This window comes from Lonsdalea quercina, from assembly GCF_900107885.1.
Lineage (GTDB): Bacteria > Pseudomonadota > Gammaproteobacteria > Enterobacterales > Enterobacteriaceae > Lonsdalea > Lonsdalea quercina.
In genome coordinates, this window is record NZ_FNQS01000009.1 from 91,480 (window position 1) to 111,474 (window position 19,995).

Sequence of the window (19,995 nt, forward strand, 5' to 3'; positions counted from 1 at the left end):
TTGATCGTGGCAGGCGAGGGGCATCTTAACCGCTTAATAAAACTTGGAATCCGCGATAATAACTGTGGTAACGTCTCACCAACGGCAGTATGAAACAGGTCAAACCATGAAAAAATCCGCGCTGGCGCTACTCTTGCTGAGTCTGTTAAGCGTCTCCTCCGCCAGTCAAGCACTGAACGAATTCGAAGCCGAAGATCTCGCCGATCTGACGGCTATCTTCGTGTATCTGAAAAATAACTGTGGCTACCAGGATCTGCCCAACGAGCAAATTCGCCGCGCGCTGGTGGGATTTGCACAGCAGAACCGCTGGGATTTGAGCAACTACAACACTTACGACATGATCACCCTAGGCGAATCCAGCTATCGCGATTTAAGCGGCATCGCCATCCCCACGCCCAAAAAATGCCAGTCACTGGCCCGAAATTCGCTCAGTCTGCTGGCGAATACTCAGTAATTGTCTAAATCCCCCGCACTGCGTGAAATTTGACCGTGCAAGCCTAATAAGAGTTAGCTATCATAGCGCGCCAATTTTCATGGCTGTTATCGCGGAGGAAGCACTAACATGTCCCAGAAAGAAATTTGGTATGAAACACTCCATGCCAACTTCGGTCAGTATTTTGCTGTAGACAATGTGCTCTATCACGAAAAGACCGACCATCAGGACCTGATTATTTTCGAAAACGCCGCACTGGGACGAGTGATGGCGCTCGATGGCGTGGTGCAGACCACCGAACGTGACGAGTTTATCTATCACGAGATGCTGACTCACGTGCCCCTGTTGGCGCATGGCAATGCCAAACGCGTCTTGATTATCGGCGGCGGCGACGGCGGCATGCTGCGCGAAGTCTGTCGTCATCGCGGCGTAGAACAGATCACGATGGTTGAAATCGACGCCGGCGTGGTGGAGTTCTGCGAGCAGTACCTGCCGAATCACAGCGCGGGCGCCTATGACGATCCCCGTTTCCGTCTGGTCATCGACGACGGCGTAAACTTCGTCAAAGCTTGTCAGGAAAAATTCGACGTCATTATCTCCGACTGCACCGACCCGATTGGTCCCGGAGAAAGCCTGTTTACCTCCGACTTCTACGAGGGTTGCGCACGCTGCCTGAACGACGGCGGTATTTTTGTGGCGCAAAACGGCGTTTGTTTCCTCCAGCAGGATGAAGCGGTCACCAGCCACAACAAGCTGAGCCACTACTTTAGCGACGTCAGCTTCTATCAGGCTGCGATCCCAACCTATTACGGCGGGATCATGACCTTCGCCTGGGCGAGCAACAACCCGGCTTTACGCCAACTTAGCCCGGAAAGTCTGCAAGAACGCTTTGCCGCAACGGGTATTGATTGCCGCTACTATAATCCGGCCATCCACGTCGGCAGCTTTGCCCTGCCGCAGTATCTACTGAATGCTCTGTCGGCCGCGCGCTGATCATCGCATCCATAAGGGGGTGAATTAAATTGCAAAAGCTGAAACTACATGGCTTTAACAACCTGACCAAGAGCCTGAGTTTTTGTATCTACGATATCTGTTATGCCAAAACGCCAGCCGATCGCGATGGATATATTGCCTATATCGACGAGCAATATAATGCGAACCGTTTGACAGAAATCCTGACCGAAACCTGTTCTATTATTGGCGCCAACGTCCTGAATATAGCCCGTCAGGATTATGAGCCGCAGGGTGCGAGCGTGACCATTCTGGTCAGCGAAGAACCCGTCGATCCGCGCGACGTGGATACGTCCGAACATCCCGGCCCGTTGCCGAATTCGGTCGTCGCCCATTTGGACAAGAGCCATATCTGCGTGCATACCTATCCGGAAAGCCACCCGGAAGGCGGGTTGTGTACGTTCCGTGCCGATATCGAAGTGTCCACCTGCGGCGTCATTTCCCCGCTTAAGGCGCTTAACTATCTGATCCACCAGCTGGAATCAGATATTGTGACTATCGACTACCGCGTGCGCGGGTTTACTCGTGATGTGAACGGCGTTAAACACTTCATCGACCATAAAATCAATTCCATACAAAACTTTATGTCGGATGATATGAAGTCGCTGTATCACCTGATGGATGTGAACGTTTACCAGGAAAATATTTTCCACACCAAAATGATGCTGAAAGATTTCGATCTGAAGCATTACCTGTTCAACGCCAGCCCGGATGCACTGAGTTCAGAAGAGCATCAGCGGATTACCGATCTGCTGTATCACGAAATGCAGGAAATTTATTACGGCAGAAACATCCCCGCCATGTGACCGCCAAGCCTAAGGGCGCGCGCCCTTAGGCTTTTCTTGTGCTTAACCTCCCTATAAATCCCATATATTGCGTGGTTGATATTTTTCACCACTATATCTAGTATTATCTATCAGAAGACGACACGACGTGTGCCACGGCGGCAGACCGCCATCGCTTCTCGATCGGGCATATCGCCCCCCTTTTTTTGCGCCCAGAGGTGAATACGAATCATGAGCATTACTGTTTACAGCAAATCCAACTGCCCGCAGTGCGATGCCACCTGTCGAGCGCTCGACAAGCACCAGATTGGCTATAATAAAATCGATTTGACTCAGGACGCTCAGGCGCTGGCCTATGTGCGGTCGCTGGGTTACCAGCAGGCGCCGGTAGTCGTGACCGGGCAGGAACACTGGAGCGGCTTTCGTCCCGACAAAATTCACGCGCTGCGTGCGATTGCCGTCTGAGGCCCACTCATGAATCCGTTGTTGATCTATTTCTCCAGTCAGTCGGAGAACACAAGCCGTTTCATCGACCGAGTGGGACTCCCTGCCATCCGCATCCCTATCCGGCCGAGCGCGGTGATGGAAGAGGTCACGCAACCCTATATTTTGGTGGTTCCCAGCTATGGCGGCGGCACCGTGATTGGCGCGGTGCCCCGTCAGGTGATCCACTTTCTTAACAACCCTTCCCATCGGCATCTTCTTCGGGGCGTCATCGCCGCAGGCAACCGTAACTTCGGTGAAGCCTACGGTATCGCGGGCGACATCATCGCGCGCAAGTGCCAGGTCCCCTGCCTGTACCGTTTCGAGCTATCCGGTACGCCTGAAGATGTGGAAAACGTGCGTAAAGGAGTCAACCTTTGGCTACAGCAGAATCAGTGATGACACGGCCCCTCGACAGCGGGCTCGACTACCATGCGCTTAACGCCATGCTTAACATTTACGATGCCGACGGCCGGATTCAGCTGGAACAGGATCAGCAGGCCATCACTCAGTATCTCGCGCAGCATGTCGCGCCCAAAACACAGCGCTTCGCCACGCTGGAAGACAAGCTGGCCTATCTCCAGGAGGAGAATTACTACGAGGCCAACGTGCTGGCCCAGTACGACGCCGCGTTTATCAAAGCGCTGTTCCAACAGGCTTACGGCCATCAATTTCGTTTCAAAACCTTCGTCGGCGCGTTCAAGTTTTACACCAGCTATGCGCTGAAAAGTTTTGATGGCAAACGTTATCTGGAAGGGTTTGAGGACCGGGTCTGTATGGTTGCGCTGACGCTGGCGCGCGGCGATGAGACGCTGGCGCGCGCGTTGGTCGATGAGATGATGACCGGGCGTTTCCAGCCCGCCACGCCGACCTTCCTCAACTGCGGCAAGCAGCAGCGCGGCGAGCTGGTCTCCTGCTTCCTGCTGCGCATCGAAGATAACATGGAGTCCATCGGCCGGGCCGTCAACTCCGCGTTGCAACTGTCCAAGCGCGGCGGCGGCGTGGCGTTCACGCTCAGCAATATCCGCGAAACCGGCGCCCCCATCAAACGGATTGAGAATCAGTCATCGGGCATCATCCCCGTGATGAAAATGCTGGAGGACGCGTTTTCCTACGCCAATCAGCTCGGTGCGCGTCAGGGCGCGGGCGCGGTCTATCTGAGCGCTCACCACCCCGATATTTTACAGTTCCTTGATACCAAGCGTGAAAACGCGGACGAGAAAATTCGAATCAAAACCCTGTCGCTCGGCGTGGTGATCCCGGATATCACGCTGCATCTGGCGCGTGAAAACAAAGACATGCACCTGTTTTCACCCTATGACGTTCAGCAGGTTTACGGTCAGCCTCTGTCGGAAATCGCCATCAGCGAAAAATATCAGGAGATGATCGATAACCCGGCGATCCGCAAGTGGACCATCAGCGCGCGTCAATTCTTCCAGACGCTGGCCGAGATCCAATTCGAATCCGGCTATCCGTACATGATGTTCGAAGACACGGTCAACCGAGCCAACCCGATCCACGGTCGCATCAACATGAGCAACCTGTGTTCGGAAATTTTGCAGGTCAACCAGGCGAGCGAATATGAGGAAGATCTCACCTACCGGAAGATCGGGAAGGACATCTCCTGCAACCTTGGCTCGCTCAACATCGCGAATGTGATGGATGGCAAGGACATCGGCCGCGCGGTGGAGTTCGCCGTGCGCGGGCTGACCGCCGTCTCGGATATGAGCCAGCTTAACGCGGTGCCTTCGATTGCGAAAGGCAACGCGGAGTCCCACGCCATTGGCCTCGGGCAAATGAACCTGCACGGCTATCTGGCGCGGGAAGGCATGTATTACGGCTCGGAAGAGGCGTTGGACTTCACCAATATGTACTTCTACACCGTGGCCTACCATGCGCTGCGCGCCTCTAACCAACTGGCTATCGAACGGGGCGAAACCTTCAAGGGCTTCGAACTGTCCACTTACGCCAGCGGCGCGTTCTTTGACAAATACCTCCAGCAGGACTGGCAGCCCGCCACGGCGAAAGTTCGCGCGCTGTTCGCTGACAACGGCATTCACCTGCCGAACCGTGACGACTGGCAGCAGCTGCGGGACAGCGTGATCGCGAAAGGTCTGTATAACCAGAACCTGCAGGCGATCCCGCCCACCGGCTCCATCTCTTACATCAATCACGCCACGGCCAGCATTCATCCCATCGTGTCGCGCATTGAAATCCGTAAAGAAGGCAAAATCGGGCGGGTGTACTATCCGGCGCCGTTCATGACCAATGAAAACCTGGCGCTGTATCAGGACGCCTACGACATCGGCCCGCAGAAAATTATCGATACCTATGCGGTAGCCACCCAGCATGTGGATCAAGGGCTGTCGTTAACGCTGTTCTTCCCGGATACCGCCACTACCCGCGACATCAACAAGGCGCAGATTTATGCCTGGAAACAGGGGATTAAAACTCTCTACTACATCCGGGTGCGTCAGATGGCGCTGGAAGGCACAGAGATTGAAGGCTGCGTATCCTGCGCATTGTGATTTTATTGACGGAACTAACGCTATGAGCAAACTCCCCCCGCTACGGGCCATTAACTGGAACCGGCCGCAGGATGACAAAGATCTGGAGGTCTGGAATCGCCTGACCGCCAACTTCTGGCTGCCGGAAAAAATTCCGCTGTCGAACGACATTCCTTCCTGGGCGCAATTCACCGCTCAGGAGCGACAGCTGACCATTCGAGTGTTTACCGGCCTGACGTTGCTGGACACCCTGCAAAACACGCGCGGCGCGCCGTCGCTGATGCAGGATGCGATTACGCCGCATGAAGAGGCGGTGCTGTCTAACGTCTGCTTCATGGAAGCCGTACACGCCCGTTCATACAGCGCGATTTTCTCCACGCTGTGCCAAACCCGCGAAGTGGACGACGCCTATCTGTGGAGCGAACAGAACGAAGCGCTGCAAAATAAAGCCGCCCTGATCCTCAAGCATTATGAGCATGACGATCCGCTGATGAAGAAAGTCGCCAGCGTGTTTCTGGAGTCGTTCCTGTTCTACTCCGGCTTCTATCTCCCCATGTATTGGGCCAGCCGCGCACGTCTGACCAACACGGCGGATCTTATCCGTTTGATCATTCGCGATGAAGCGGTCCACGGCTATTACATCGGCTACAAGTTCCAGCAGGGACTCAAGCGGGTGGATGCCACCCGTCAGGCGCAGATCAAAACCTTCACCTACGAGCTGTTGCAGGACCTTTACGACAACGAGGTGGACTATACCGCAGCGTTGTATGACGAGGTGGGTCTGACGGAAGACGTGAAGAAGTTCCTGCACTACAACGCCAATAAATCGCTGATGAATCTCGGCTATGAGGCACTGTTCCCCGCCAGTATGACGGACGTCAATCCGGCGATATTGGCCGCGTTGTCGCCGAACGCCGACGAGAACCACGACTTCTTCTCCGGCTCCGGATCGTCGTATGTCATCGGCAAAGCCGTCGAAACGGAAGACGAAGACTGGGATTTTTAGTCGCCCAAGCCATGACGCCTTCATTCCGCGATGGGGTGAAGGCATCTTCGTGCTCGCTCGCCGCGCGCCGAACTCAGCGACGGCAGAGCGACTACCCACACCGATCGTTTCCTGACGCCCCCTTCTGAAACGGACGACGCTGAATATTGCGCGCCTGACGACATCGCGATCCCCCTTGATCAGGCCAGAAGCAAACAACGAGGGGATGTCGATGGTCCGCTTGACGGCGACTTTTTAACCACTCATAAACTTAATCCCATTTTTCAATCACCTATCTCACTGTCCCATTTTTAACTTGAAGCGCTACCTTAATCCCAAAAGTGAGAATTATTAAAAAACAATAAAATAAAAGAATAGACTAATCATATGGTTAACAGTTGGCATAAAACATGCTTTATCAGCCCGAGTTTAATGGAACGAGTATGTCGAGATGGATATTAAAAGAACAATAAAGAAGGGGCGTCTCAAACCCTTTTTAATCGCAGGGAGCGCGTTGTTCGTGCTCATTGCCGGGTATTTATTGATCAGCTTTGACCCAGGAGGCTTCGAAGTCAGGGCCTCCAATATTTTAATTGGTCAGGTTAAACAGGGCGACATGGTCATCGAGGTTCAGGGCAATGGCATTCTTGCTCCGCGCAATGCGACCTGGATAGCCTCCAATATCGACGGCATCGTCGAATCCGTGAAGGTTAAACCCGGCGCTGCCGTAGAGCCAGGAGACATCATCGCCGTATTAGTCAATCCGGAGCTGATTCAAACCACGGAAGAACTGCGTTGGGAGCTGGGGGCGAAAGAGGCCGAAAATAAGGCGCTGCGAGGCCAACAGGAAAGCGCTTATCTGGCCGCCAAGATCGCCATCGTCAAAGCCGAACAGGAGTACCGTCACGCCAAACTCGAATATGATGTCGCGGAAATGCTGAATAAGCGTAACGACGGCTCAGTTCCCCTTCTGGTCCTGCACCGCTCAAAGCTCGCCACCGAGCAAACCAAGCAAAGCCTGATGTACACCAAAGAGCAGCTTGAAAAGCTGGCGATCGTGCAGAAGGAAAATAGAGAAGCGGACGACGCGCGACTCAGTAAACTGAAAAATATGTTGGCCAGAGCGGAAACGCAGATACGCTCTTTGACGGTAAAAGCGAGCGAAGCCGGTATTATTCAGGTCACCAATATTGAAGTGGGACAACACATCACCAATGGATTTAGCCTCGCTCGCGTCGCGCGTAAGGATCAGCTCATTGCCGAATTAAAAGTGCCTGAGCGCCAGATCCGAGACGTTGCGATCGACCAATCCGTGCTGATCAATACTCACACCAATCAGATCCACGGCAGAGTTTCCCGAATCGATCCCGCCGTCATCAATGGCACGGTGCAGGTTGACGTCGAGTTCACGGAACCGCTGCCGAATGAAGCTCGACCGGATTTGAGCATCGAAGGTCGCGTGCAGGTAGCGAACCTGAAAAATGTCATTTACGCGCCGCGGCCTATGTACGCCCAGAGCAATACCCCTGGGATCGTATATAAGCTCGCGGCGGACGGTAAAAGTGCGGTAAAAGTACCCGTGAATTTTGGGATGGGATCGGCCAATGAAATTGCGATCTCATCAGGGCTGGTAGCCACGGATCACATTATCTTATCGAGCTATCAACCCTGGGAACACGTCGACCAAATCAGCATCACTCGCTAAAAAGGATTCTTGTATGTCAGCAGTTGTCGAGCTTAAAAACATCAAAAAAGTGTTTTTTACTGAGGAAATGGAAACCCATGCTCTGAGTGATGTGAGTTTCACTATCAACCAAGGGGATTACGTTTCTATTTCCGGCCCCTCGGGATGTGGAAAATCCACGCTCCTGTCTATCCTCGGATTACTGGACAAGGCAACAGAGGGCGAATATGTGATCAACGGTCATAACGTCAATACCCTGAACGCTAAACAGCAGGCGGAAATTCGTAATCTTGAGATAGGCTTCGTCTTCCAGTCCTTTAACCTGATCAGCGATCTTACCGTTGATGAAAACGTCATGCTGCCGCTCACCTACCGCAAGGGCATCAGCAACAAGCAAATGAAAGCCATGGCGGATGCCGCGCTGGAAAAGGTGGACATGAAACACCGGGGCAGACACTACCCTTCCCAGCTTTCGGGCGGACAGCAGCAGCGCGTCGCGGTCGCGCGCGCCATTGTCGGCAACCCTTCCCTGCTGTTGGCGGATGAACCTACCGGCAACCTGGATTCACGCAATGCCGACGCCGTGATGTCGTTGTTCGATCAGCTTCATCAAACCGGTTCCACCATTTGCATCGTGACCCATGACCCTCGTTCAGCGGCCCGCGCCTTGCGACAAATAGAAATTTTTGACGGTATGGTGATTGACGACCACCAGCTGAAGCACCTCGCACGCGTGGTTTAAGGAGAAACCGATGTCGATGATTTTTGATTTGCGCTATGCATGCCGTCTCCTGCTGAAGCGCCCCGGTTTTTCCGTGTTTACCATGCTGATTATGGCGATCGGTCTGGGTATGTGCATATACATGTATTCGGTCATCAACGGGCTAGTGCTCAAACCGCTGCCTTTTCACGATGCGGAACGGATGGTCGTCGTCAGCCCAAGCATTAATGGCGTCCGGTTAGGCGACTCCCCTATCAGCTACATGGACTTTATGGATCTGAAGGCGAAAAGCCAGCGTCTGGAGCAGCTCGGCTACTATTATGGCGACGTCGCCAACATCAGCCTGGATGGACAAGCGTCGCGCTATATCGCCATTCGCTCAGAGCCCGATCTCTTTAGCTTCACGGGCGTGCAGCCCGAACTGGGGCGCATTTATAATCAGCAGGACACCGGGGAAGGCGCCAATCCCGTCGCCGTCATCAGCCATGAGATGTGGCAGAACTATTTTGGCGGACGTCAGGACATCCTGAACCGATCCTTCATGGTGAACGGCATCAGTACCCGGATCATCGGCGTCATGCCCGAAGGGTTCGCCTTCCCGATGAATAACCAGATTTGGCTGCCTTCGACGCTGAATCCACGGCACATTACCGTTGAGAATGCGCCGTCGATTCAGACCTTCGGCAAGATTAAACCCGGTTTTTCAGCGGAAGACGTCGACGCCGAACTGAAAAATATCATGGACGCGAGAGCCCAGCAGTTCCCGGAGATCAATCGCGGCCGCTCAGCCTTCGTCATCACCTTCATGGACAGTTTCATGGGGGAAGATTCAAAACCTATCTTCCTGATCATGCTGCTGGCGGTGGGACTCGTCCTGCTTCTGGCCTGCTGTAATGTCGGCAATATGCTGTTGGTCCGCGCCATTGAGCGCAGCAAAGAAACCGCAATTCGCATCGCGCATGGCGCGCCTCCCCTGCGCGTGGTCCTGCAAATGATGTGGGAAAGCGCGATCATCTGCTGCATGGGAGGCGTGATTGGGCTATTGCTGGCCGGCTGGGGACTGTCTCTCACCAATACACTGATCGTCAGAGTGGTTCCGGACCAACCGCCCTTTTGGTGGCACCTCGGCATCGATGCCGCCACGGTGATGAAAACGCTTGCTCTGGTTGCGCTGGCCAGCCTGATGACCGGCGCGCTGCCCGCCTGGAAAATGGTCCACAGCAACGTTAACGACGTACTGCGCGATGGCACCCGCGGGGCGCAAAGCCGCAGCAGTAGTCGTATCAGTCGCGCCCTGGTGATTTTTGAAGTCGCCCTCTCCTGCGCGGTGCTGTGTATCGGCGCGCTGCTTTCACTGGTAGTCGCGCAGGCGTCTAAAATCGACTACGGCGTGCAACAACAGAACGTCTGGTCGGCCAAAGTCAGCCTGCCGGACAGAACCTATCCCACCGCGCTGGACAGCTATAATTTCGACAACCGCATCGTCGCTGAACTGAACGCCCAACCGGCGGTAGAACAGGCCGGGCTAATCAGCCGCTTGCCCGGTGAATTCACACCGACGAGCAATGTCGAAATCGAAGGAGCCAGCTATCTGCGTTCTAACCGCAATCAGTATCCGCGCGTAAACGATGTGATTGCCTATCCCGGCACGCTGGAAGCCCTCGGCGTCAACGCCCAGCTCGGTCGTTTACTGAATCTGCATGATGACAACCGCTCGCAGAAAGTCGTTGTCGTTACCCGTTCGTTCATCGATCGCTACCTGCCTGGGGAGTCGATGCCGATCGGCAAGAAAATTCGCTGGGTCGAGGGCGACGATCGAGACTGGTATACCCTGGTTGGCGTCATTCCCCATATCATTCAGGGCCGGCCTTTCGGACACAGCAAAGGCATGCCCACGGCCTACCGTTCGATGCTGCAAGCGCCGCAAGATCAGATGTCGATTATCGTCAAAGGGATGAATCACGAAGACCTCAGCCATACAATCCAGTCCAGCCTCAGCCGAATTGATAGCCAGCTTCCGGCCTATCAGGAGAAAACGCTACAGGAAGTGGTGGGAAGAAATACTGTCGGCTTGAGTTACATATCTATATTATTCAACCTGTTTGGCATTATGGCGGTATTGCTTGCCGGCAGCGGTATCTATGGGGTAATGGCGAAGACGATACATCAACGCTATGCCGAATTAGGGACACGGCGCGCGTTGGGCGCAACGCCTGCCAATATCATCTCGTTAATTTTAATCCAGGGATGGTGGCAACTGGCGATAGGACTCGTGATTAGCCTGCCGGTGATCGGCGTCGTCACGCCGATGATATTGCGCATCTTCGGCAGTCAGGGCATAGCATTGACGGCGCTGTTTGTCGCTATGGCCTTGTTGATTGCCGCCGTCGTCACCGTAGCTACGCTGGTGCCGGCAAGACGGGCTATCCAGATACAGCCTATCGATGCGCTGAGACATCAATAACGAAGCAGGAAAGAGTGAGGGCCTCATGAAGTCGAGTTACAAGGTACTGGTGGCGGATGATGACATCAGCATCATCAAGACATTAAAACTGATGCTGAAGCTGCATCAGTTCGATGTCATCACCGCCACCCAGATGGATGAGGCGCTCATGCAAGTCCGGGAAGGCAAGCCCGATATCGCGTTACTTGACCTTAATTATCAACGTGATACCACCTCAGGCAACGAGGGCCTGGAGCTTATCGCGGAGATCAAACGGCTTGAGCCGGATATGCCGATTATCGTTATGACCGGCTGGGGGTCGATCGATATCGCCGTGGAAGCGATGAAGAAAGGGGCCGCCGATTTCATACAAAAACCCTGGGACAACGAGCGTTTGATTCAGGCGCTGAACGTGCAGCTGCAACTCGTGGAAGTCCTGAAAAAGCAGCGCTCCTTGCAACAACAAAACGTCCTGCTGCAACAGCAGCTCCACCCCTGTTTACAAGGTGAACTGGTGGCGCAGTCTCCGGCGATGAAGCAGGTGATGGCGATTTTGCAGCAGGTCATCCCGAGCAACGCCAGCATCCTGCTCACCGGTGAAAACGGAACGGGCAAAAGCATGCTGGCCAACTACATTCATCAGCACTCTACCCGCAGCGACGCCAGCTTCGTCTCCGTCAATATGGGCTGTATTCCTGACAGCCTGTTCGAAAGCGAAATGTTCGGTCACGTCAAAGGCGCGTTTACCGATGCCAAAACGCAGCGTATCGGCCGCTTCGAACTGGCGGATGGCGGCACCTTGTTCCTCGATGAAGTCGGCAATGTGCCCATCAACCAGCAGGCGAAACTGCTGCGGATGTTGGAAGAGCGCCAGTTCGAGAAAGTCGGCGCAAGTAAAACCCAGTCGGCCGATGTTCGGGTGATCTCGGCGACCAATGCCGATCTTGCGACGATGATCGAGGCCGGCGAGTTCCGCAAAGATCTCTACTATCGTCTCAACACGTTCGAAGTGCGCATTCCGGCGTTGCGTGAACGGAAAGAGGATATCCCCGACCTGGTCAAACGGGAGTTGAAAACCCTCACGGAGCGCTACCGCAAACCCACCTTCAGTATCACCGACGAGGCGATGCAAAGCCTGCAAAACTACGCCTGGCCGGGCAATATTCGAGAGCTGAATCACACGCTGGAGCGCACGGTGTTACTCAGCAATAATCACGTGCTGGACCCGCATCTCCTCCGGCTGGCGCTGCCTGCCGACCCGGAAAGAGCGTCGCCAAAAGCGGGGGAAAGCGCGCAGGCTGAAACGCCGGGCGCTCAGCAGGGCGACTTACTGACGCTGGAGGATATCGAGCAGGAGACCCTGCAAAAACGCCTCGCGGTTTACAACGGCAATGCTTCCGAAGCGGCCGAGTCCTTGGGGCTGAGCCGCAGCGCCTTTTATCGTCGTCTTAAAAGAACTGGCTGAATTCTATGTTCCGGCACTCACTGGAGTCATTACAGCAACGGCTGCTGATCATCGCCTCGCTTCCTTCGTCGCTGACGATTATCGTGCTGATGATCTGGAACGATTACTCCGGATACCTGATCGCCCTGGTGGCGCTGATTTGTCTGACGCTCATCGGCTATTGTTCGCTAATGACCCGGCAGGTGCTGAATTTTCAGCTGACGACGCTGACCAATCTGATCGAGGCCATCACGCATAACGACTTCAGCCTGAGAGGAAAGCGCCAGAAAACCGACAGTGAGCTGAATGGCCTGATTGATATGATCAACAAGCTCGCTTCCTCGATGCAAAAGCAGCGTCTGCACGTCAAACAGCAGCAGTACCTGGTAAGGAAGGTACTCAACAATATCGACGTGGCCATCGTGGCGCTGAACAGCGATCAGGAAATCGCGTTTGTGAACGAAACTGCCGTCTCCTTGCTCGGCCAGCCGGCAAAAGCGCTCAAGGGCCTCGCGCTGAACGAGCTGTCATTCCGCTCGCTCTTCGAACTGCCGGCCAATAGCGTGGTCGAGTACCAGTTTCCTAAGCGCCGAGGCCGCTACAAAATCATCCTGGAAAAATATTTCGAAGATGGGAAGAAGCAGCAACTATTGTTCATCACGGATGTGAGCCAGCTTCTTCGTGAGGAAGAGTATCGCGCATGGCGTAACCTGCTGCGCGTCATGAGCCATGAAATCAACAATACGCTGACGCCCATCGCCTCGCTGAGCCAGATGTTATTGTCGGCCGTGCCTGACGACGGCAAGGAGGAAAATCAGGATTTACGCGATGGCCTGGATATCATTAATGAGCGGGCCTTGAATCTGAAAAGCTTTGTGGACAGCTACCGGAAGCTCACATCGCTCCCCCTTCCCCAGAAAGCGCCGCATAATATCGATTCACTCATCAGAAAAATTCTCACCTTATTCGAACATCGCCAAACGCACATCATTTTCAGTGAAGATGTCGTCGTTAGTATCGATGCCGTTCAGATAGAACAGATGTTGATCAACATCCTGAAAAACGCCGATGAGGCGATGTCCTCTCCCGAAGGCGCCATTTATCTGAGCTGGAGAGTCATTGACAACGAGTTCTGCCTCAAGATCCTTGATGAAGGCTGTGGCATCGGCAACACGGAAAATATTTTCGTGCCGTTTTATAGCGTGAAGAAGAATGGCAGCGGCATTGGGTTGATGCTCTCGCGCCAGATTGTGGAATCCCACGGCGGTTATTTCAGCCTGACAAATCGGGAAGATCGACCGGGCTGTAAGGTCACCATCAAATTCCCGACGGAGTAAGTCTTTAAGACACAGGTGTGGCGATCTCCCCTGCTACGCAACAACCTATCGAGCTGGCGATGAGACGATGAAGCCATCACTACCGCCTGCGTCTTGGTTCAAAACGCTCAATGCTGTTTTCTGATGCGCTCACGAAGTCTGAATAAACTCGGCCACGCGTTGAATTAACTGCCGATCCCGGACAATCCCGCGATGTCCGCGGCGCTGAGTCATATAAAGTTGACCTGCCGCTGTCGCGCTCAGCAAATGAAAGGCCTGCGTCAACGCGATATTGCGGTCATCCTGGTCGTGGCACACCAGCGTGGGAACGGCGATCTGGGGCCAGCTCGCATAGGAAATGGTGTCCGGATGATGGCCATAGCGTTCGAGATACACCTTTTTTATCCGCTCGGTAAGCGCCGCCGGCACCCGATGAAAAGCGATGTAAGCGTCAAACACACAGGGCAGAGACTCCGGGCTACTAAGGATGACAAGCCGTCGGCAGTGCAACCGCTGCGTGGCGGCATGCAGCAACGCCGTACCGCCAAACGAATGGCCTAACGCCGCGCAAAAGACGCCGTATCGATCGCCCAGCAGACGTATGACGTTCACCAGATCGCTGAAAGCACAGCGCTCCCCCTCGGACTCCCCGTGAGCGGGCAAATCCGGGGCAATCACTTCATATCCGGCCTGCGTGAGCGACTCGATAAGCGGACGCAACATGACGGCCCGCGCTTCCCAACCGTGGATCAGTAAAACCCGTCGGGCCGGAGAAGACGCCCCGGAACTGTACACAACGACGCGCCGCCCGGCCCAGATCACCACCTCCCGTCGCAGCGAACTCAGCCACCGCGCATCGGTTTTCTTGCAGGGCATCCGGTGGGGATGCTCGAACAGGTCCAGGGCGTAAGCGGCCGCTTTGCCGGGCGCAAGCCAGCGCAGCAGCTGCAAGTCCAGCCAGCGTAGTCGGCGGCAGGTCGGCGCGTAGTGGTTTTCAGGAACGATCGGATTTTTGAGCAACAGCGCGGGCCGCCGCCGACGACGGACCAGAAAAACATGATAACGACGGTGCAACATCGCCGTTATCTTCAGCGCAGGCAGAAAAAAATCATAGAGCATGTTGCTGACCTATCCCGTGGCACAACTTCCCGTACTCATACGTAAAAACCAATAAATACAAGACATTAAAAATCAAGATACTCTTCATCAACCCCACCAGCGCCCCAGGTTGCGTCGCTACATACAGCACAATAGCCGCCATCAGGCTTTCCATGATGAACGTAATCAGCAACACCCGCTTTCCCCTGCCGAGCTGTTCAAGCATCGTCTGGATACTGGCAATCAGCGAAGTGATGAAAAACGTCGGCAGCAGCCAACGCATGATCGCATGGGCGCTTACGCGCACCTCGCTGTCAACGGACATCATATTCACCATGCCGGTTTGGGCGAGATACGCAGCCGCCGTCAGACCGATATACGTCAGCGCAATGCCCCCCAGCCCCTGACCCAGCCACCGATTGAGCTGCTGCGGGGAGTCGGTGGATAGCCGTTGATTGATCCCAATCGCGATGGCCGACCCCAGCGCTACCGCCGGAATAATAAAAAAGGCGCGTAGCTTCACCACAATGAGGAACCCGCTGGCATAGGCCGCGCCAAGCTGACTGAGCAGCGGAAACAGCACGGCGGAACTGGCAAACGCGAACAGCATGGTCAGGAAAATGGGCACGCCGGCGTCGGCAGTCATCGCCAGCAGCCTGGGCAAGAACGCCTGCGGCTGCGGGTCCGTTTTTCCCGTCACCGTGTTAAACAACCACCACGCCGAAAACGGTAATACGGCAAGGGCGGCAATCAGGTTGGCGTAGATGACCGCCATGAAGCCGTTCTGGTAACAATGCAGGCTGACAAAACAGACGGTCAGATTGATGACGATAAAGAGACAGACGCACAGCATACTGACAGCGGTTTTCCCCTGCCCCCTCAGGCCGGCGTTACACAGCTCCAGCACCAATAGGGGGATCACCGAAAGCAGATAAGCGGGAAGAAAATGGGAGAACAGCGCCGGCTCATCGTTCGGATAAATCACCTGCAACCCGGCGTCGCCTAAGCGGCTCCCCGTCGCCAGCACGACAAGCAGCAGGCCGCCGACGACCGAAAAAATCGCGCTGCTGTGCAGCACCCGGCCAGGCGCCCAGTGCGATACCGAGCGAGCGCTGAAAATCTGATTCGTGATCGTCAGCCCTTCCAACAACGCAATGAAGATGAAGTAGAAAGGCTGAAGCATGGACAACGTATACAGCGCCCGCTGCCCTCCGCTCTGCGTACCCAGGATCCAGATCGGTCCATTCTGCGACAAGGAGACCACCACGGCCGTCAGGATCATCGGCCACGCCAAAGTAAGGATCTGACGGATCTCTCCACCGGGCGCATAAGCCGCAGCGCGGATTAACCAAGGCTTTGCCATGCTTCATTCACCTGATTGACCGTGGAGTGCGCCGAGCCGGTTTTGCCGAACACGCAGTACACCATCATGGAAAAATGACTGAGGGTATGGGTGTTGCCGAGCAGGTAACCGTGTCCCCCCATCAATTTTTCGGCCTGCCCGCCGAGCTGGGTGATCGCGAGATGCTCTTGCTCCAGATCCTCAAAGTCCGCCTGCTCCACACGTACATTCAATTGTTCCTGTAGCTGAGTGATCTCTCCGTAGATGCTGGCGAAGCTGGCCTTGATCAGCGGATGCCGCGTCGTTTTCTGACCAAAGCTGATACGTTGATTCAAATGCGCGTAGGAGATATCCAGCATGCGGGCGACCACGCCCAGCCGCAGCGCGGCGGTCATCAGAGAAAGCCAGTGAGGCGCAGGGCGAGACCCTGTGACGGCGACCTTGCGGAGATGCATAAACGACAAAACGCGGTCGGCGGGCAGTTCCGTGCAATCATTGAGCGGAATATCTGCCCCATCAGGATCATAGAGACGTGCAGATGCGTCTCCGGGCAGAAGCCCTATTCCGTGACAGGTCAATCCCCCGGGCGTTCCCGTCACCAGCCCGGTGAAATGGAACAACGCATCAACAGGGTCAAGGCGACGGCCATAGGATGCAGCCTGGGTAAGTTTTTCCGCGCTTAACGCCATCATACCGACTGCGCGCCCTGCCAGGCGTCCAGCCACTCGACCAGCGAGCCTACGCTGGAAAAAGAGTGCTGACTGATGTGATCGGGGTCGAACATCAGCCCCTCGATGCTGTCCTCTAGCGTCAACAGGAATTGGACGAAGTTAACGGAATCCAAATCCAGATCGTCTTCGAAACGCGTCGCTTCCGTCACCGCCAGCGATGGCGTTTCGAGAACGTCCTGAAGGGCTTGCTTAATAACGCTTAAAGTTTCCATTTATATGACCTTGATGAGATTTGACGAGACTAATAGCGGATAAAGTGATTCCCATTCCGGCGGAAAAGGCCATCACCGTTTGATGGGAAGGTTCATTTTTTATGAGAGAAAGATGGTGAAATATATCTGAGCACCACAGATGACCGATGCGGGGGATCTGAGAAAGGTCGATAACCGACGTCCATCCTCGCGCTTGCGCCACTCTTTTTAACAAAGGAATATTCAGGTTATAAGGGATAACAATATCGGGTTCCTTATTCGCGTCGGAAAAACGCGCTAAAAAACGATTTAACTCCTCAAAAAATAGGGTGCGTAACTCACTCCGCTCCTGTTGCGTCATCTCGTCTTGGTTTTTATAAAAGCGATGGATATGTTCTATTTTTGTATCTCTAATTTCCCAATCGCCCTCTTCCTGACTTAATAAGCAGGCTGTCGACATTTCGCCCAGCAATCCCACCGGCATGCGATTAAACGACGCACTGAAGCTTTTTTCCCCGCTCAAAATAATAACAGGAAATTGATAACCATTATCGTCCATATGACATGCCAGATTAACGGCGCTCAGGCCTGATGCACAATGATTCATGCTGAGCGTAAAATACCGCCAGTGCGAGAGACCGCATTCAACGGCAATTTCACTCAGCCAGTTATCATCGAAAAAGGTATTATGGGTTTGTGTTTTGGTATAAATAATCATTCCGCCACGGTGACGCAGATCTGGATATTTCTCCAATAATGAAACCATCGTTTCTAAATGCATTTGCTGATGGCAAAGCCTATTCATCACCACACCATCGAGCGAGAAGACCCGATTTAACATGATGATATCCTTAGCTTTAAGTTGATGAGTCTCGCCAAGATCACCCAGATTGCAGCATTGCTGATAACGCATATTGCTACATTGAATATCCTTTATGTAGAGCGTCATCCATCATCATCCTTGTTTAATTCCAGCCGATAAACAGCTCTGCAAAAATAGTCTTCTTCGCGGGAAAGACTATTAGATTAGTGATGGCGAAAGTATCATCTTTTATAGAAAAATTTTGACTGAGATTGCCCGAAAATAATTTCACCCCTTTCATTCAATGACAATTTCAGTCAAATTCACACAAAAGTGACGGCGTAGTCTTCTGCCTAAATAGCAGTATTAAAATATAGAATACTTTTATTCTTCAGGGAGAAGCGATGGCTGACATCATTAATGAATTAATAACCATCATAACCAGTGAGCTTGAGAGTCTGGGTCTGGATGAGCACCGAATTAACCTGGTCCTGTCCGGACAAGAATTATATGGTTTTTCAGGCGTCCTAGATTCCGTCAAATTAGTTGAGCTTATTGCCGGACTCAATGACCGCATTGAGAAAATCACGGGAAAGAATATCGATCTTTTTGAGCGAATGGATAATGAATTTTTTGGTAATTTTTTAAACATTAATGCATTGAGCCATTACCTGGCAGAGAGCATTCAACATGCGCCACTCTAAATACGACAGTAAATACATTAATAAAATTAATATTGAAGGGGTCGAATATAATAACCTCGCCGATGCCGTAGGCACGCCCTGTTATATTTATAGCGCCGGTCAAATAAAGGACGACCTGCAACAACTCAAAGCCGCCCTGCCGCCCGAGCTTCATGTGTTCTTTTCGCTCAAAGCCAACCCCAACCTGTCAATAGTGCGCCTACTGCATCAACAGCAGGTAGGTTGTGAAGTTTGTTCGCTTCCTGAACTGGAAACCGCCCTGATGGCGGGCGTTCAGCCCGACGACATTATCTTCGTCGGACCGGCGAAATCGTATGAGGACCTCCGGCGGAGCGTCGAACTCGGCATTCACGCGGTGGTCGTGGAGTCCGCAGATGAACTGGCGATGCTCGATCGGATTGCCGCTGAACAGGACAAGCGCCCGCGTTTTGCACTGCGCATCAACCCGGACTTCGTTCCCGCCAAAGCGCGTCTCGTCATGACGGGCAAACCGCGGCAGTTCGGTATGGATGAGTCGCAGGCACTCAGCCTGATAGCGCAGCGAGACGCCTACTCTCACCTGCATTTTTGCGGCATTCATATCTATTTGGGCACGCGGATTCTGGACGCGGAAGCGATCGCCCGCAACACCCTCAACATCCTGCGCACCGCCGAAAAATTCCAGCTGGCAACCGGCAATGAACTGGAGTTTGTCGATATCGGCGGCGGGCTGGGGATCGCCTATCACGACAAAGAGACGCCGCTGGACCTCGCCTTGCTGGGCCGATTGTTGCAGGACCCCATCAGGCAGTTTCAGCAACGTCATCCGCGCGCCCGGCTGATCATGGAGTTAGGGCGATTCATCGTCGCCCGCAGCGGCGTGTTTATGACCCGCGTCCGCTACGTCAAATCGTCGCGGGGCAAACACTTTGCCATCTGCGACGGCGGCTCGAACTGTCATGGCGCCGCCGCCGGTTTGGGCGCGGTCATCCGAAGGAACTTTCGCACGGAGCGGCTCGGGGCGGAATCACCGGGCGCACCGCAACAGCATTATGATCTGACCGGCCCTTTGTGCACGCCCACCGACATCATCGGCGAAAATATGCTGTTGCCTACGCTTGCAGCGGGGGATCTTATCGGTTTGTTCAATTCGGGCGCGTACGGTCCCACCGCGTCTCCCGTCTATTTTCTGAGTTTTGGCTACCCCGCCGAAGTGTTGGTCGATGGCGATCGCGCCGTCATGATCCGACGACCTGACGACATGGCTCATCTGCTGCGTCAGCAGCAGGCCGAACCCGTCTCGCTGTCCCCGATACGCGCGAAGCAGCGAGCGTAG

19 protein-coding genes are annotated in these 19,995 nt (G+C 54.1%); 14 read left to right on the top strand and 5 right to left on the bottom strand.

Features of this window, described 5'->3' with window-relative positions; genetic code table 11:
• The first annotated feature begins 106 nt into the window (after positions 1-106).
• The 12 genes from BLU64_RS12955 to BLU64_RS13010 all read left to right on the top strand — a co-directional run bounded on the left by BLU64_RS12955 (position 107) and on the right by BLU64_RS13010 (position 13,833).
• Positions 107-454, top strand: coding sequence for a YacC family pilotin-like protein (locus BLU64_RS12955; protein WP_026741874.1), 348 nt, complete (start codon positions 107-109; stop codon positions 452-454).
• A 108-nt stretch (positions 455-562) separates the two neighbouring features.
• The gene (speE, locus tag BLU64_RS12960; protein WP_026741873.1) at positions 563-1,426 is read left to right on the top strand and encodes a polyamine aminopropyltransferase; all 864 of its coding nucleotides are present in this window, start codon (positions 563-565) and stop codon (positions 1,424-1,426) included.
• A gap of 29 nt (positions 1,427-1,455) precedes the next feature.
• Positions 1,456-2,250, top strand: coding sequence for an adenosylmethionine decarboxylase (gene speD / locus BLU64_RS12965; protein WP_026741872.1), 795 nt, complete (start codon positions 1,456-1,458; stop codon positions 2,248-2,250).
• Positions 2,251-2,460: 210 nt separating this feature from the next.
• Positions 2,461-2,694 (top strand): glutaredoxin-like protein NrdH, encoded by a 234-nt coding sequence (gene nrdH, locus BLU64_RS12970; RefSeq protein ID WP_026741216.1) that lies wholly within the window; start codon positions 2,461-2,463, stop codon positions 2,692-2,694.
• Positions 2,695-2,703: 9 nt separating this feature from the next.
• Positions 2,704-3,111, top strand: coding sequence for a class Ib ribonucleoside-diphosphate reductase assembly flavoprotein NrdI (gene nrdI, locus BLU64_RS12975; RefSeq protein WP_026741217.1), 408 nt, complete (start codon positions 2,704-2,706; stop codon positions 3,109-3,111).
• Positions 3,111-5,240, top strand: a complete 2,130-nt coding sequence (nrdE, locus tag BLU64_RS12980) for a class 1b ribonucleoside-diphosphate reductase subunit alpha (RefSeq protein ID WP_099049231.1) — start codon at positions 3,111-3,113, stop codon at positions 5,238-5,240. Before nrdI ends, nrdE begins: the two co-directional genes overlap by 1 nt.
• 22 nt (positions 5,241-5,262) lie before the next feature.
• A complete protein-coding gene (gene nrdF, locus BLU64_RS12985; protein WP_074728946.1) occupies positions 5,263-6,225 on the top strand; it encodes a class 1b ribonucleoside-diphosphate reductase subunit beta in 963 nt (320 codons plus the stop codon).
• 430 nt (positions 6,226-6,655) lie between these two features.
• Positions 6,656-7,909 (top strand): efflux RND transporter periplasmic adaptor subunit, encoded by a 1,254-nt coding sequence (locus tag BLU64_RS12990; protein WP_074728947.1) that lies wholly within the window; start codon positions 6,656-6,658, stop codon positions 7,907-7,909.
• A gap of 13 nt (positions 7,910-7,922) precedes the next feature.
• A complete protein-coding gene (locus tag BLU64_RS12995; protein WP_026741867.1) occupies positions 7,923-8,630 on the top strand; it encodes an ABC transporter ATP-binding protein in 708 nt (235 codons plus the stop codon).
• Between the two features lie 10 nt (positions 8,631-8,640).
• Entirely contained in the window at positions 8,641-11,073 is a 2,433-nt protein-coding gene (locus tag BLU64_RS13000) for an ADOP family duplicated permease (RefSeq protein ID WP_074728949.1), read from the top strand.
• A 25-nt stretch (positions 11,074-11,098) separates the two neighbouring features.
• Positions 11,099-12,517: a sigma-54-dependent transcriptional regulator gene (locus BLU64_RS13005; RefSeq protein WP_074728951.1), complete on the top strand. Its 1,419-nt coding sequence runs from the start codon at positions 11,099-11,101 to the stop codon at positions 12,515-12,517.
• 5 nt (positions 12,518-12,522) lie between these two features.
• On the top strand, positions 12,523-13,833 hold the full coding sequence (locus tag BLU64_RS13010) for a sensor histidine kinase (RefSeq protein ID WP_074728953.1): 1,311 nt from the start codon (positions 12,523-12,525) through the stop codon (positions 13,831-13,833).
• Between the two features lie 129 nt (positions 13,834-13,962).
• Here the strand turns inward: BLU64_RS13010 and BLU64_RS13015 are convergent, their stop codons facing one another.
• From BLU64_RS13015 to BLU64_RS13035, 5 genes are read right to left on the bottom strand one after another with little or no spacing between them, the layout of a single operon-like run.
• The gene (locus BLU64_RS13015) at positions 13,963-14,931 is read right to left on the bottom strand and encodes an alpha/beta fold hydrolase (RefSeq protein WP_026741864.1); all 969 of its coding nucleotides are present in this window, start codon (positions 14,929-14,931) and stop codon (positions 13,963-13,965) included.
• The gene (locus BLU64_RS13020; protein WP_036152479.1) at positions 14,921-16,273 is read right to left on the bottom strand and encodes an MATE family efflux transporter; all 1,353 of its coding nucleotides are present in this window, start codon (positions 16,271-16,273) and stop codon (positions 14,921-14,923) included. Before BLU64_RS13020 ends, BLU64_RS13015 begins: the two co-directional genes overlap by 11 nt.
• Entirely contained in the window at positions 16,255-16,944 is a 690-nt protein-coding gene (locus BLU64_RS13025; RefSeq protein WP_051625447.1) for an acyl-CoA dehydrogenase family protein, read from the bottom strand. Before BLU64_RS13025 ends, BLU64_RS13020 begins: the two co-directional genes overlap by 19 nt.
• Positions 16,941-17,195 (bottom strand): acyl carrier protein, encoded by a 255-nt coding sequence (locus BLU64_RS13030; protein ID WP_074728955.1) that lies wholly within the window; start codon positions 17,193-17,195, stop codon positions 16,941-16,943. The genes BLU64_RS13025 and BLU64_RS13030 overlap by 4 nt, the downstream gene beginning before the upstream one ends.
• Positions 17,173-18,123 carry a beta-ketoacyl-[acyl-carrier-protein] synthase family protein gene (locus BLU64_RS13035; RefSeq protein ID WP_026741861.1) on the bottom strand — a complete coding sequence of 317 codons (951 nt, stop codon included), beginning with the start codon at positions 18,121-18,123 and terminating at the stop codon, positions 17,173-17,175. Before BLU64_RS13035 ends, BLU64_RS13030 begins: the two co-directional genes overlap by 23 nt.
• 257 nt (positions 18,124-18,380) lie before the next feature.
• Here BLU64_RS13035 and BLU64_RS13040 point away from each other — a divergent pair, with 257 nt between their 5' ends.
• Positions 18,381-18,680, top strand: a complete 300-nt coding sequence (locus tag BLU64_RS13040) for a hypothetical protein (RefSeq protein WP_036152478.1) — start codon at positions 18,381-18,383, stop codon at positions 18,678-18,680.
• Positions 18,667-19,995: a type III PLP-dependent enzyme domain-containing protein gene (locus BLU64_RS13045; protein WP_074728957.1), complete on the top strand. Its 1,329-nt coding sequence runs from the start codon at positions 18,667-18,669 to the stop codon at positions 19,993-19,995. The genes BLU64_RS13040 and BLU64_RS13045 overlap by 14 nt, the downstream gene beginning before the upstream one ends.